This is a genomic window from Vibrio sp. B7, assembly GCF_963888765.1.
Taxonomy (GTDB): Bacteria; Pseudomonadota; Gammaproteobacteria; order Enterobacterales; family Vibrionaceae; genus Vibrio; species Vibrio anguillarum.
This window is the reverse complement of the sequence record NZ_CAWPKR010000001.1, coordinates 120,382-133,197: the sequence shown is the minus strand read 5'-3', so window position 1 is coordinate 133,197 and position 12,816 is coordinate 120,382. Positions and strand designations below refer to the sequence as shown.

The window sequence follows — 12,816 nt, the reverse complement described above, 5'->3', positions numbered from 1 at the left end:
CGCTTTTCGGAGGCAATTTTGGATAAGATTTTTGTAGAAGAGGCGGTTTCTGAACTTCACACGCTTCAAGATATGATTCGTTGGACGGTCAGCCGTTTTAATGCCGCCAACTTATTTTATGGTCATGGGACCGATAATGCGTGGGATGAAGCCGTTCAGCTAATCCTACCGACACTCTATCTTCCGATTGATGTTCCTCCGCATGTACTGAATTCTCGTTTAACAGGCAGTGAACGTCTGCGTATTGTTGAACGTGTGATTAAGCGTATTAATGAACGTACTCCTATCGCTTATTTAACCAATAAAGCCTGGTTCTGTGGCCTTGAGTTTTATGTGGATGAGCGAGTACTGGTGCCACGTTCACCGATTGGCGAATTGATTGAAGCGCAGTTCCAACCTTGGTTGATCGACGAGCCTGTACGCATTATGGATTTGTGTACTGGCAGCGGTTGCATAGCCATTGCGTGCGCCCACGCGTTCCCTGATGCTGAAGTGGATGCGATTGATATCTCAACCGACGCACTGCAAGTGGCAGAGCAAAATATTCAAGATCACGGTATGGAGCAACAAGTTTTCCCGATCCGTTCCGATCTATTCCGTGATTTGCCAAAAGAGAAATATGACCTAATCGTGTCGAATCCACCGTATGTGGATCAAGAAGATATGAATAGTTTGCCCAAAGAGTTCAAACACGAACCAGAACTCGGCTTAGCCGCCGGTACCGATGGTTTGAAATTGGTGCGTCGTATTTTGGCCAATGCGGCGGGGTACCTCACTGATAACGGTATTTTGATTTGTGAAGTGGGCAATTCGATGGTGCATATGATGAACCAATACGACCACATTCCGTTTACTTGGCTTGAGTTTGAAAATGGCGGGCATGGCGTATTCATGCTGACTCGCCAGCAGTTGGTTGATTGCGCTAGCGACTTTGCGCTTTATATTGACTAATGCCGTACGCACAATAAAAACGCCAGCCACAGTGCTGGCGTTTTTTTATCCATTATAAAAATACACATTGCTTTATTTTGGGGCTTTACATCATTTCGTAATAAAGCCACTATGAATCCACGAACAATAGAATGAAGCGGTGATAGGGAGCATGTCGCTCTGTGTCATCAATATTGAGGAAGTAATGGCAGGAAACAGTATCGGACAACATTTTCGAGTGATGACATTCGGAGAAAGTCACGGTATCGCACTAGGATGTATCGTCGACGGATGCCCTCCGGGCTTAGAAATTACAGAAGCTGACTTACAGATAGACCTAGATCGTCGCCGTCCTGGCACATCTCGCTATACAACGCAGCGCCGTGAAGCGGATGAAGTCAAAATTCTTTCTGGTGTATTTGAGGGGAAAACCACAGGTACATCGATTGGTCTATTAATTGAAAATACCGACCAACGTTCAACCGATTATTCAGACATTAAAGACAAGTTTCGCCCCGGTCATGCCGATTATACCTACCATCAAAAATATGGCATTCGCGACTATCGTGGTGGTGGCCGTTCATCAGCACGTGAGACAGCGATGCGAGTGGCAGCGGGAGCCATTGCGAAGAAATATCTCAAACAAGAATTTGGGGTTGAAATTCGCGCTTACTTGTCACAAATAGGTGATGTTTGTATCGATAAAGTGGATTGGAATGAAATTGAGAATAACGCCTTTTTCTGTCCAGATGCAGACAAAGTGGCGGCATTCGACCAACTGATCCGTGATTTGAAAAAAGAAGGTGATTCGATCGGTGCAAAGATTCAAGTTGTCGCGACCAACCTGCCTGTTGGTTTAGGTGAGCCGGTATTTGATCGTCTAGATGCGGATATTGCGCATGCTTTGATGAGCATTAATGCGGTGAAAGGGGTAGAGATTGGTGACGGTTTTGATGTCGTGCAGCAAAAAGGCAGCCAGCATCGAGATCCTCTAACACCGAACGGCTTTCGCTCAAATCATGCTGGCGGTATTTTAGGCGGTATTTCGACTGGACAAGATATTGTTGCCAGTATTGCACTTAAACCCACGTCAAGTATTACAGTACCTGGCGATACCATTACTCGCACGGGTGAACCCACACAACTTATCACGAAAGGTCGCCATGATCCTTGCGTCGGTATTCGCGCCGTGCCCATTGCCGAAGCAATGCTGGCGATTGTGTTGATGGACCACTTACTTCGTCATCGCGGGCAGAATTTTGCGGTTCAAACAGAAACGCCTAAAATCTAATCCAGCATAACCGAATTAAAATGAAAAGCGTCCTTCTTGTTAGGGCGCTTTTGTTTTAAGCAATTTTCTGTTTGGCCAATTTCCGCGGCTGAATGAATTTTTTATCGAAACAAGTCAGCTAATCTAACCAAATATCTAACATTGGATTGTGGCTAATGAATCTGATTTTCAGCATCAAGCTGGAAAGAAGGCAAACGCCATTTAAAACGCACTGCCGCCATACGCAATAAATAACCCACAATAAGCGTTACTATCGTGCTGGTGACATCATTGATGCCGAATGCGAGTAAGGTTAAATAAAGCCCTGAAGCGACTAATGAAACCGAAGCGTAGAGTTCTTCATGCAGTACCAGTGGCGTTTGTCTGCAGATTAAATCGCGTAATAACCCACCAAACACCCCAGTGACCAATGCAGAAACCATACAAATGCCGGGATGCAAACCCATGCCCATTGCGACTTTTGTGCCTATGATACTGAACACAATTAGCCCCAATGCATCTAAACGAATGAACAACCCTTTGAGTTTGATTACCCATTTAGCTAAGCCTGTGGTGAGAACGCCTGCGATACAGGTAATGGCTAAAAACTCCGGATTCTTCACCCAACCTAGCGGATAATGGCCGAGTAAAATATCCCTCACCGTACCGCCTCCAATCGCAGTGGCACTCGCTACTAACATCACACCGAACCAATCCATTTTTCGACGGCCTGCACTCAATGCGCCAGTCATCGCTTCGGCAGTAATACCAATAATATATAAAACACTGAGCAACATAATGCGGTACTCCGACAGCACTTCCTTAGGTATATAAGAACCGAGAAAGCGGTTGAACTTAAAAATGGAGGCGCAAGTGTAGTAGTAAAGTCAGGCGATGGCGAATGAGATTTTATGCCAAGAAACCGTTTGACCGATTAATAAAACTAATGAAATGGGGCGATTGAATGGCTTTACCTGACTACAGAAAAATAAGAGAATGCGTTGAGAAATTTTTGCCTGCATGACTGAGTGATGACACATCAATACCAAGACTTGATCTCCCTGTTCAATGACACTTTTTTTGAGCCATTCAATACGCGTTTAGAGCTCGGTGGTGATGAGCCGATTTACTTGCCTGCTGATGCGCAAATTAATCATCACCGCATCATTTTCGCACGGGGATTCTTTGCCTCGGCACTGCACGAAATCGCGCATTGGTGCGTCGCCGGGCCTGAACGGCGATTGATGGAAGATTTTGGCTATTGGTATCAACCAGACGGGCGAACCGCGCAAGTCCAAGCCGAATTTGAAAAAGTAGAGGTGCGCCCTCAAGCGTATGAGTGGATTTTATCGGTCAGTGCTGGCTTTCCTTTTACTGTGAGTTGTGACAACCTACACGGCGATTTTGAACCAGACCGCATCACCTTTATGACTCAGGTACATCGTGAGGTAGTCGCTATCTTACAGGTTGGGCTTCCACCCCGAGTGAAGATGCTGTCAGATGCATTACGTGCTTTTTATGGTACGACAGAATTAAGGCTAGAGCACTTTATCATCAGGTAACTAGCTAAATAATAAGAGAAAATGAGAGTTGTATGATTATTGGATTTGAAGAAAAACTGCTGGAAATGATTGATGCACGTATTGCGACGGCATCGGACGATGAATTGTTTGCGGGTGGTTATTTGCGAGGTCATATTTCTTTGTCTGCAGCCGCGTGTGAAGATGAAGGAATTGACGATCTATCTCTGTTTAAAGCACGAATTGAGCAGAGCCTAGAGCACGCGCGCACAGAGCTTACGCCTGCAGACCGCGTGATTGTGTTCGATTTATGGACCGAGCTTCACAACCAAGCTTAAGATGAGCACACTTAACTCATTCGAATTCTTTGAATGAGTCCGTAAAATTTTTATGGTTGTTGTTAATTTGTGCGATCGCTATGCTTAAGCCATATTCGAACACACAAGGGCAACACCATGAAAGTCATCGCATTTGGAGCATCAAACAGCTCAACTTCAATCAATAAAGCATTGGCCACTTACACCGCTCACCTCATCGAAGGTGCAGACGTGGTGGTGCTTGATATTAACAACTATACCGTTCCTATGTTTAGCGAAGATCTTGAAAAAGAGCTTGGTCAAGCCGAAGGCGCTCAAGCTTTTCTGCGTGATCTTGCTCAAGCGGATGCGTTTGTTATCTCTTTTGCTGAGCATAATGGTCACTACCCAGCGGCGTACAAAAATTTATTTGACTGGGCAACACGCATTGACCGTGAACTATTCAAAGGTAAACCTGCTGTTTACCTAGCCAGCTCTCCTGGTCCTGGTGGCGCGCAATCGGTTTTGGCGGCGGCAAATAATTCTGCTCCTTATTTTGGTGGTAATGTAAAAGCGTCTGTCTCGGTACCGAGTTTTTATGACAATTTTGACTTGGCTACGGGTCAAGTGGCTAACCCAGAAGTGGCGGCACAATTGAAAGACGCGGTTGCGAAGCTCGTATAGCTTTCGTGTCTCGTTTTAAGTTCGTCTCACGTTAAGTTTCACGGCTTTTCGCGTGAAAAAGTGAGCATTAAAAAAGCCTTGCTGGATAAGTAAGGCTTTTTTCTATGACGGGTTTTATCGAGGAGTACGTTCGGTGATGGCTTTGCCTTTTTTGAGTTTTCTCACCCACATTCGACTTGGATGAAGCGTTTCGAGAACATCAACAGCAAGCGGAAGTGGATCGCCACTCATTTGTGAAGCCAGCAACTCAGCCATTAATGGCGCAGAACTTAGCCCTCGCGATCCTAGCCCGAGCATGCAGTACAAATGAGGATAGTGAGCCACAGATGGAGTCTGTTGCGGATCTTGGGGCGTTAACGGCTGGTAGTCGAGCTTGATCTGTTCAAAGTTGCCCACATTCCCGACAAACGGCAAATGATCGCGGCTGACACAGCGAACGCCTTGGCGAGATTGATTGCTAGATGTATCGACTTGCTGTGTCCAGTTTTGGTCGTTAATACAACGGGTTAAGCGTTGTCCATTCTCTTGCTGCGCCGCCGCATCGAATGCTTGGTTGATTTGACTTCGGTCATAGCTTGCGCCAATGCAGTGCTGTTGAGTGTTGGGGTTGTGCGGTGTCATATAGCCGTCGTAACACAACACGCTGCTCAGCTTTTGCAATGTTTCTGAGGTTGGAATATGGCTTATTTGTCCTTTCACTTTGCCAAGTGGCAACGCTTGTGTTTGCTCGAAATGGTCAAATTGATGACCGTTTGCAATGACCACACACTGATGGTGCTTTTCGCTACCATTAACACTTAATGTCCACCGTCGCTGTATTTCATCCCAGCGCAAAGACTCCACCTTGTGATTGAAATAGGCGTTGAATCGCTCACTTTGGCTTAATTGGTCAAACAGGCCTTGTGTCAGTTGAGCAGGGCAAAGCCATCCTCCGAGTGGGTAATGTAAGCTGACCATGTCAGTCGGTAAGCCGACGTTTTGTAACGTTGCTTGTTGATCGCAGTAGTGCATTAGCTGAGGGTTAAATTGCCCTTCAAGCATCGCCATCTGTTTTTGGGTCGATTTTTCATCCCACATCAATTGGGTCACACCACACCAATCATGATCAAAAGGGACGGTTTGCGCCATTTGCTCAACAAATTGCCGAGCAAACAGAAAAGCGGGCGCAAAAACACGCGATACACCACTGTGGTCTTTATTCAGCAGTGGGTAAACCGCACCTTGTCGGTTACCTGAAGCACCTTGAGCGGCCTGAGGATCGGCGCAATACAGGCTGACATTGATACCGCGGCGATTGAGCATTTTAGCTAATGTGGCACTAGCAATGCCGCCGCCGATGATCGCCACGTCGGTAACATTTGTCGTCGGCGCAATCGCAAACCAAGGTTTTATATTGCTGTACGGCGTTTTGTGTTCCAGTTGACCAGCAATCATCTCTCTTTTGGTGCCAAAGCCTTTCACTTTTTTCATCGAAAAGCCTGCTTCTATCAATCCGCGTCGTACAAAACCTGCGGCGGTAAAAGTGGCGCACGTGGCTTTGTGTTTCGCCAGTTTGGCCATATTCTCAAACAGCGTTTGATTCCACATTTCAGGGTTTTTACTGGGAGCAAAACCATCCAAAAACCATGCGTCTACCACGCCTTGCTCGGTTGTGGGAACTTGCGGCATACACTCTTTGATATCACCGAACCAAAGATCAAGGGTAATGGCGCCATCATCAAGAACAATGCGATGACATTCTGGTACTGCAATCGGGTAGTGTTGTTGAAGCTTTTTCGCATAAGTCGCTAATTCAGGCCACGCTTGGTGCGCTGTTATCAAGTCGTGTTTATTGAGCGGATATTTTTCAAAACTGATAAAATGCAGCGCTTGCAATGGCGCATTTGGGTTTTGTTGCCTAAACGCATCAAATTCTTGCCATACAGCGAGAAAATTTAACCCAGTGCCAAACCCCGTTTCGGCAATGACGAATCGTTTTTGGTCATATTGGTGCCATCTTTGTGGTATATGATTTTGGGAAAGAAACACGTAACGCGTCTCTTCTAGGCCGTTAACGTTGGAAAAGTAAACGTCATCGAATTGGTCGGAAACGGGTGTGCCCGCTTCATTCCAACCCAGTGTTGCGTTGGTTATGCTGGTCATAATGGTGTAATTCTGTGAAATCGGGCGATATATAGCTCGAGATTGTACGAATTTCTGGGAAAGCTGACCACTTTTGTTATTCTTCTTAGTTATTATCTAAGCGAATTTTGAATTATAGGAATGTCACATGAAACGAGTCGTAATCACCGGTATGGGTATTGTTTCAAGTATCGGTAACAACGTCGAAGAAGTTTTAGCGTCTCTAAAAGCAGGCAAATCAGGTATTACCGCTTCTGAGCAGTTCAAAGAGAACGGTTTACGCTCTCAAGTGTGGGGTAGCCTGAAAATGAACCCTGCTGACCATATTGATCGCAAACAGATGCGTTTTATGGGTGATGCGGCCGCGTTTGCATACCTATCAATGGAACAAGCGATTGCCGATTCAGGTTTAGCACCAGAGCAGGTCTCTAATGACCGCACTGGTATTGTGGCTGGTTCTGGCGGTGCGTCGTCGTATAACCAAGTTATTGCTGTCGACACATTGCGCACAAAAGGCGTGAAGCGCGTTGGTCCTTACATGGTTCCACGTACTATGTCTTCGACTGTTTCAGCCTGTCTTGCTACGCCATTTAAAATCCGTGGCGTCAACTACACCATGAGCTCCGCTTGTGCGACGTCGGCTCACTGTATTGGTCACGCAATGGAACTTATCCAATTGGGTAAGCAAGATGTTGTGTTTGCAGGTGGTGGTGAAGAGCTCGATTGGTCTTTAACTATGATGTTTGATGCAATGGGTGCGCTGTCAACTAAGTACAACGAAACACCAGAAAAAGCGTCACGTACTTACGATGCTGACCGCGATGGTTTCGTGATTTCAGGCGGCGGCGGCATGGTTGTGGTTGAAGAGCTTGAGCATGCACTGGCTCGCGGCGCAAAAATTTACGGTGAAATCGTCGGTTACGGTGCGACATCAGATGGCTACGACATGGTGGCTCCATCAGGTGAAGGCGCTGTGCGTTGCATGAAGATGGCAATGCAAGCGGTAGATAGTGTGGATTATGTCAATACACATGGTACTTCCACACCTGTCGGTGATGTAAAAGAGTTGGGTGCCATTCAAGAAGTGTTCGCTGGCAACAGCCCAGCTATCTCGGCAACAAAAGCAATGACTGGCCACGCATTGGGTGCGGCAGGTGTGCATGAAGCCATCTACTCTACCTTGATGCTTCACCACGGCTTTATCGCGCCAAGCATCAACATTGACAATTTAGATCCAGCGGCTGATGGCCTTGATATTGTGACCGAAATGCGCGAGCAAGAGCTAACTACTGTGATGTCTAACAGCTTTGGTTTTGGCGGTACGAACGCGACGCTAGTGATCAAAAAGTATCAAGGCTAATGTGCCTACACACCTCTAATAAAAAGGTTTCCAGAGCGGGTCAGCTTAGCTGATCGAACAGACGCAGACTCTGTCCCATGGAGAGCGGGACGGGATCCTTTTGTTCTGGGTTTTTGCCCGGTTTCCGTGAGGAGCCGGGCATTTTTATGGAAAGCGGGATTTCTTCTCGACAGTCTGTGCGCTTTTCTGCACAATTCCTTCAATTTCGAAAATTGTGAACTCCGCTATGAAAATCCTTATTGATGAAAACATGCCTTATGCTGAATCGTTATTTAGCCAGCTTGGTGAGGTGGTGTTGAAACCCGGTAGAAGCTTAACGGCTGATGATCTTATCGACGTTGACGCCTTGATGATTCGTTCTGTTACGAAAGTAAATCAAGCACTATTAGCGAAAGCCAATAAATTAAAGTTTGTTGGTACGGCGACGGCAGGTATGGACCACGTTGATCAAGCGCTTTTGGCTGAAAGAGGCATCTTTTTTACTGCCGCACCGGGGTGTAATAAGGTGGGAGTGGCTGAGTATGTTTTCAGTGTATTGATGGTGTTAGCACAGCAGCATGGTTTTTCTGCCTTAGAGAAAACCGTTGGCATTATTGGTGCTGGTCAAGTCGGCAGCTATTTAGCCGAGTGTTTAGCGGGGATTGGCATCAATGTACTGCTCAACGATCCCCCAAAACAAGCACAAGGTGATTGCCGCGAGTTTACTCATTTTGATGTTTTACTTGATAAAGCGGATGTCATTACGCTGCATACACCCATTACTAAAAGTGGTGAATGGCCAACCCATCACTTGATTGATGGAGTTCGACTTGCCCAGTTGCGCAGTGATCAGATCTTGATCAATGCGGCTCGTGGCCCTGTGGTGGATAACCAAGCGCTGAAACAACGCCTACAGAAAAATGATGGTTTTATTGCCGCTTTAGACGTGTTTGAATTTGAACCTGAAGTGGATATGGAACTGCTGCCTTTGCTCGCCTTTGCGACGCCGCATGTGGCTGGCTATGGGTTAGAAGGTAAAGCCCGAGGCACGACCATGATTTTCAATAGTTTTTGTGAGTATCTTGGCGATGACCATTGCGCGAATGCCAGTAGTTTATTACCCGAGGCTCCCATTGCCAAAGTGTATTTATCACGCGGTTGGGATGAGGAAACATTACACAGTTTAACCCAATTGATTTATGACGTACGCAAAGATGACGCCTTGTTTCGCCGTGAAATTGGCAAACCAGGTGCTTTTGATCAAATGCGTAAACTTTATTGGGATAGAAGAGAATATAGCGCGATGACTGTCGTCGGTAGTGAGTCGTGTGATCTCATTCCCTTAGCTAAATTAGGTTTTAAAACAGAGGTAACAAATGAGCCAAGAATTTAATATCGCTATTTTAGGAGCAACCGGCGCGGTTGGTGAAACCATGCTTGAAGTGCTCAAAGATCGCAAATTCCCCGTTGGTGAACTTTACCTACTTGCCAGTGAGCGTAGTGAAGGTAAATTCTACCGCTTCAATGGTAAAACCATACAAGTACAAAATGTTGAAGATTTCGATTGGTCACAAGTTCAGATTGCACTGTTTTCCGCTGGTGATGAATTGTCTGCAAAATGGGCACCTATTGCCACAGAAGAAGGTGTGGTAGTCATCGATAACACCTCACATTTCCGCTATGAGTACGATATCCCACTTGTTGTGCCTGAAGTGAACCCTGAAGCGATTGCGGATTTCCGTAACCGCAATATTATTGCCAACCCAAACTGCTCAACCATCCAAATGTTGGTGGCATTAAAGCCGATTCACGATGCTGTGGGTATCGAGCGAATTAACGTATCAACTTATCAGTCCGTTTCAGGAGCCGGGAAGTCAGGCATTGATGAGTTGGCGGGACAAACCGCAAGGCTATTAAACGGTGTTTCGGCCGATCCTGATGTTTTTAGCCAGCAAATTGCGTTTAACTGCATCCCACAAATCGACCAGTTTATGGATAATGGCTACACCAAGGAAGAGATGAAAATGGTGTGGGAAACGCAAAAAATATTCAATGACTCAACCATTATGGTCAACCCAACTTGTGTACGCGTGCCAGTTTTTTACGGCCATGCTGAGTCACTGCATATTGAAACACGCTTACCGATTGATGCTGAGCAAGTTATTGAGTTATTAGAGAAAACTGAAGGTATTGAAGTATTCAGCGGGAATGATTTCCCCACGCAAGTTCGCGATGCGGGAGGGAAGGATACGGTTCTTGTAGGGCGTATTCGCAACGATATCAGTCACCACAGTGGCATTAACATGTGGGTAGTGGCAGATAACGTGAGAAAAGGCGCTGCAACAAATGCGGTACAAATTGCGGAAGTGTTGATTCGAGATTATTTCTAATTAATACCTAGTAAAAAGGAGTGGCTTACCACTCCTTTCTCTCTACACAAAAAAGCCGAGTGATTGATTCACCCGGCTTTTTTATTATCGTCCAGCTCAAGGCTGAGAATGATGGCTATCTTTTTGACTTGTGCGCGTTAGGGTTCTGCTTGCAACTGCCGTCGGCACATTTACCATATAGATAAAGGCTGTGATTGGTGAGCTGTACATTATATTGCTCAGCAATCTCTCTTTGGCGTTGTTCGATCACCTCATCTGAAAACTCAATCACTTCACCACAATCTAAGCACACTAAGTGGTCGTGGTGGTGTTGTGTTGAAAGTTCAAAAACGGATTTTCCACCTTCAAAATGGTGACGAGTGACAATACCCGCATCATCAAATTGGTTTAATACTCGATAAACAGTCGCAAGACCGATTTCTTCACCAAGATCAATCAATTTCTTATACAGTTCTTCAGCGCTGATATGTTGGCATTCAGGCTGCTGTAGCACTTCTAAAATTTTTAGCCTAGGAAGGGTAACTTTGAGGCCTGCATCCTTGAGCGCTTGGTTATTATCTGACATACACTTTCCTGTTGATGATCTGCAGCAGTTAACAGAATTCATAATTGCGATCATTATAGGGGAGTCACTGCTAACAATAAACCACGAAGTTCAAAGGGTTACTTTATATTTGTCACAAAGCCGCGCAATATCACTGATATAACAGCTCTTACCAGTTACAATTGCGTAACATTTATTAGTGATTGAGTCGATAGGTTTAAAAGGTGAGCACGGAATGAATCACTCTTTAGCAAGATTTTATAAGCCAAATATTGTTAAGTGGGCGTTAAATAGCTGGCCCCCTTTTTGGGGCGCTGGTATCCACATTGATGAAATTAGTAGCGACTTCCGTCAGGTGAAAATGCGCCTAAAGCTGCGGTGGTGGAACAAAAATGCTAATCGCACTCAGTATGGTGGCAGCATTTTCTCTCTCACGGACCCTGTTTACTCTTTGATGTTAATGGGGATTTTGGGTGAGCAATATTATGTATGGGACAAAGAGGCCAGCATCAACTTTATCAAACCGGGCCATTCTGATTTGTATGCGGAGTTTCTGATAACGCAAGACCAACTGGATTCAATCTTAGTGAGCACGGCCAATGGGGATAAATGCTTTCCGGAATTTGTTATCCATGTTAAGGATGCCAAAGGTGAAGTGATCTCTGAAGTGCAACGTAAATTGTACGTGCGCAAAAAACCTAAATACAGAGAAGAGAGTGATGCAGACAAAATGGTTACTTTTTGTGACCGCTAAGGCTGTTCATTCTGCATTTGGCACAGCTCAATCCAAGCTTCGGCGGTGCGAGAAACGTACCGTTCCGCGTGCCATATTAATCCTAAGTGCCAATCAATACTGGGTGTCATCGGTTTGACTAAGACGCCTTCTCCTTGAATTCGTCGACAAAGTGGTTCGGGTAGAAAGGCAACACCTACGCCACTTTTGACCAACGCGACTAAAAAATCCCACTGGCTACTGCGCGCTGCAACTTGTGGTGTAAATCCGTGTTGTAGGCAGAATGAGTGGATGTAGTCACTCAGCGTAAAATCATGGGTATAGAGGTAAAATGGCTCATTTTGTAGTTGCTCCCAACCGATGGCTTCTTGCTGCTTCCAAGGAGATGAATCGGGGAGTACGGCGCAAATGGGGTAACTGTCTAAGGAGAGTGACCGCAGATTATCAATCGGATGAGGCGAAAGCATGGTGACGGCTACGTCAATTTCGCCATTGAGGATAGCTTGCTCTATTTTACGTCCGCCATACTCAACGATGGTGAGCTCTACATGAGGGTAGGTTTGACGGTATTGGCGGATCAGACCTGCGTAAAGGTGTCCAACCATTGGTGGAATTCCGAGATGCAGTTGTCCCCGCTTTACCTGATTGAGATCGACCAGCTCGGCTTCTAACTGAGACATCTGCGCTAAGATCTCTAGCGCTCTTTGATAGACAACCTCTCCTGCATCGGTAAGCCAGAAACGTCGACCTTCACGATGTAATAGTGGCTGTTCAATTTCCTGCTCTAGACTACGGATCATCTTACTGATGGTGGGCTGGGTGACGAACAGTTGCTCGGATGCGCGGGTAAAGCTTTGTTGATTGACCAATTCAACAAAATAGCGCAGTGCTTTAATATCCATAATATCTCCTTTTTATCATTCCATTTTGGCATGAAAATGATAATAAAAAGTCATTTTACGATGGTTTCATAGCTTAATATAATGTGA

General features: G+C 45.7%; 13 protein-coding genes. 9 read left to right on the top strand and 4 right to left on the bottom strand.

Annotated elements, in window-relative coordinates; translation table 11 throughout:
- The first annotated feature begins 18 nt into the window (after nt 1-18).
- Nucleotides 19-951, top strand: a complete 933-nt coding sequence (prmB, locus tag AACV32_RS00625; protein ID WP_013856325.1) for a 50S ribosomal protein L3 N(5)-glutamine methyltransferase — start codon at nt 19-21, stop codon at nt 949-951.
- Between the two features lie 184 nt (nt 952-1,135).
- Nucleotides 1,136-2,221 carry a chorismate synthase gene (gene aroC / locus AACV32_RS00620; RefSeq protein WP_170895563.1) on the top strand — a complete coding sequence of 362 codons (1,086 nt, stop codon included), beginning with the start codon at nt 1,136-1,138 and terminating at the stop codon, nt 2,219-2,221.
- Between the two features lie 152 nt (nt 2,222-2,373).
- On the opposite strand, the gene AACV32_RS00615 is transcribed toward aroC, so the two are convergent.
- Nucleotides 2,374-2,997 carry a trimeric intracellular cation channel family protein gene (locus tag AACV32_RS00615; RefSeq protein WP_026027295.1) on the bottom strand — a complete coding sequence of 208 codons (624 nt, stop codon included), beginning with the start codon at nt 2,995-2,997 and terminating at the stop codon, nt 2,374-2,376.
- Between the two features lie 234 nt (nt 2,998-3,231).
- Here AACV32_RS00615 and AACV32_RS00610 point away from each other — a divergent pair, with 234 nt between their 5' ends.
- The 3 genes from AACV32_RS00610 (at nt 3,232) to AACV32_RS00600 (ending at nt 4,700) form a co-directional block, all read left to right on the top strand.
- A complete protein-coding gene (locus AACV32_RS00610; protein WP_013856328.1) occupies nt 3,232-3,762 on the top strand; it encodes an elongation factor P hydroxylase in 531 nt (176 codons plus the stop codon).
- Nucleotides 3,763-3,794: 32 nt separating this feature from the next.
- Nucleotides 3,795-4,058 (top strand): YfcL family protein, encoded by a 264-nt coding sequence (locus AACV32_RS00605; RefSeq protein ID WP_170895562.1) that lies wholly within the window; start codon nt 3,795-3,797, stop codon nt 4,056-4,058.
- Between the two features lie 117 nt (nt 4,059-4,175).
- Nucleotides 4,176-4,700, top strand: coding sequence for an NADPH-dependent FMN reductase (locus tag AACV32_RS00600; RefSeq protein ID WP_094165165.1), 525 nt, complete (start codon nt 4,176-4,178; stop codon nt 4,698-4,700).
- A gap of 114 nt (nt 4,701-4,814) precedes the next feature.
- Here AACV32_RS00600 and mnmC read toward each other — a convergent pair whose 3' ends face one another.
- Nucleotides 4,815-6,842 (bottom strand): bifunctional tRNA (5-methylaminomethyl-2-thiouridine)(34)-methyltransferase MnmD/FAD-dependent 5-carboxymethylaminomethyl-2-thiouridine(34) oxidoreductase MnmC, encoded by a 2,028-nt coding sequence (gene mnmC, locus AACV32_RS00595; protein WP_170895561.1) that lies wholly within the window; start codon nt 6,840-6,842, stop codon nt 4,815-4,817.
- Between the two features lie 127 nt (nt 6,843-6,969).
- Here mnmC and fabB point away from each other — a divergent pair, with 127 nt between their 5' ends.
- The 3 genes from fabB (at nt 6,970) to AACV32_RS00580 (ending at nt 10,550) form a co-directional block, all read left to right on the top strand.
- Complete coding sequence (gene fabB, locus AACV32_RS00590; protein WP_013856332.1) at nt 6,970-8,181, top strand: beta-ketoacyl-ACP synthase I; 1,212 nt, start codon at nt 6,970-6,972, stop codon at nt 8,179-8,181.
- 226 nt (nt 8,182-8,407) lie between these two features.
- Entirely contained in the window at nt 8,408-9,553 is a 1,146-nt protein-coding gene (locus AACV32_RS00585) for a 4-phosphoerythronate dehydrogenase (protein WP_170895560.1), read from the top strand.
- A complete protein-coding gene (locus tag AACV32_RS00580; RefSeq protein WP_170895559.1) occupies nt 9,537-10,550 on the top strand; it encodes an aspartate-semialdehyde dehydrogenase in 1,014 nt (337 codons plus the stop codon). Before AACV32_RS00585 ends, AACV32_RS00580 begins: the two co-directional genes overlap by 17 nt.
- Nucleotides 10,551-10,665: 115 nt before the next feature.
- Here AACV32_RS00580 and fcrX read toward each other — a convergent pair whose 3' ends face one another.
- Nucleotides 10,666-11,115 (bottom strand): ferric iron uptake transcriptional regulator FcrX, encoded by a 450-nt coding sequence (gene fcrX / locus AACV32_RS00575; protein ID WP_010318689.1) that lies wholly within the window; start codon nt 11,113-11,115, stop codon nt 10,666-10,668.
- A 214-nt stretch (nt 11,116-11,329) separates the two neighbouring features.
- On the opposite strand from fcrX, the gene AACV32_RS00570 reads away from it, so the two are divergent.
- Nucleotides 11,330-11,848, top strand: a complete 519-nt coding sequence (locus AACV32_RS00570; RefSeq protein WP_170895558.1) for a DUF4442 domain-containing protein — start codon at nt 11,330-11,332, stop codon at nt 11,846-11,848.
- Here AACV32_RS00570 and AACV32_RS00565 read toward each other — a convergent pair.
- Entirely contained in the window at nt 11,845-12,729 is an 885-nt protein-coding gene (locus AACV32_RS00565) for a LysR family transcriptional regulator (RefSeq protein WP_026028359.1), read from the bottom strand. The two genes, AACV32_RS00570 and AACV32_RS00565, sit on opposite strands and share 4 nt — an antisense overlap.
- Nucleotides 12,730-12,816 lie beyond the last annotated feature (87 nt).

What these genes read in the sequence shown, in the direction of transcription:
- aroC (WP_170895563.1), top strand. Translation starts at nt 1,136, where the DNA reads ATGGCAGGAAACAGTATCGGACAACATTTTCGAGTGATGACATTCGGA.
- AACV32_RS00615 (WP_026027295.1), bottom strand. Translation starts at nt 2,997, where the DNA reads ATGTTGCTCAGTGTTTTATATATTATTGGTATTACTGCCGAAGCGATG.
- AACV32_RS00610 (WP_013856328.1), top strand. Translation starts at nt 3,232, where the DNA reads ATGACACATCAATACCAAGACTTGATCTCCCTGTTCAATGACACTTTT.
- AACV32_RS00605 (WP_170895562.1), top strand. Translation starts at nt 3,795, where the DNA reads ATGATTATTGGATTTGAAGAAAAACTGCTGGAAATGATTGATGCACGT.
- AACV32_RS00600 (WP_094165165.1), top strand. Translation starts at nt 4,176, where the DNA reads ATGAAAGTCATCGCATTTGGAGCATCAAACAGCTCAACTTCAATCAAT.
- mnmC (WP_170895561.1), bottom strand. Translation starts at nt 6,842, where the DNA reads ATGACCAGCATAACCAACGCAACACTGGGTTGGAATGAAGCGGGCACA.
- fabB (WP_013856332.1), top strand. Translation starts at nt 6,970, where the DNA reads ATGAAACGAGTCGTAATCACCGGTATGGGTATTGTTTCAAGTATCGGT.
- AACV32_RS00585 (WP_170895560.1), top strand. Translation starts at nt 8,408, where the DNA reads ATGAAAATCCTTATTGATGAAAACATGCCTTATGCTGAATCGTTATTT.
- AACV32_RS00580 (WP_170895559.1), top strand. Translation starts at nt 9,537, where the DNA reads ATGAGCCAAGAATTTAATATCGCTATTTTAGGAGCAACCGGCGCGGTT.
- fcrX (WP_010318689.1), bottom strand. Translation starts at nt 11,115, where the DNA reads ATGTCAGATAATAACCAAGCGCTCAAGGATGCAGGCCTCAAAGTTACC.
- AACV32_RS00570 (WP_170895558.1), top strand. Translation starts at nt 11,330, where the DNA reads ATGAATCACTCTTTAGCAAGATTTTATAAGCCAAATATTGTTAAGTGG.
- AACV32_RS00565 (WP_026028359.1), bottom strand. Translation starts at nt 12,729, where the DNA reads ATGGATATTAAAGCACTGCGCTATTTTGTTGAATTGGTCAATCAACAA.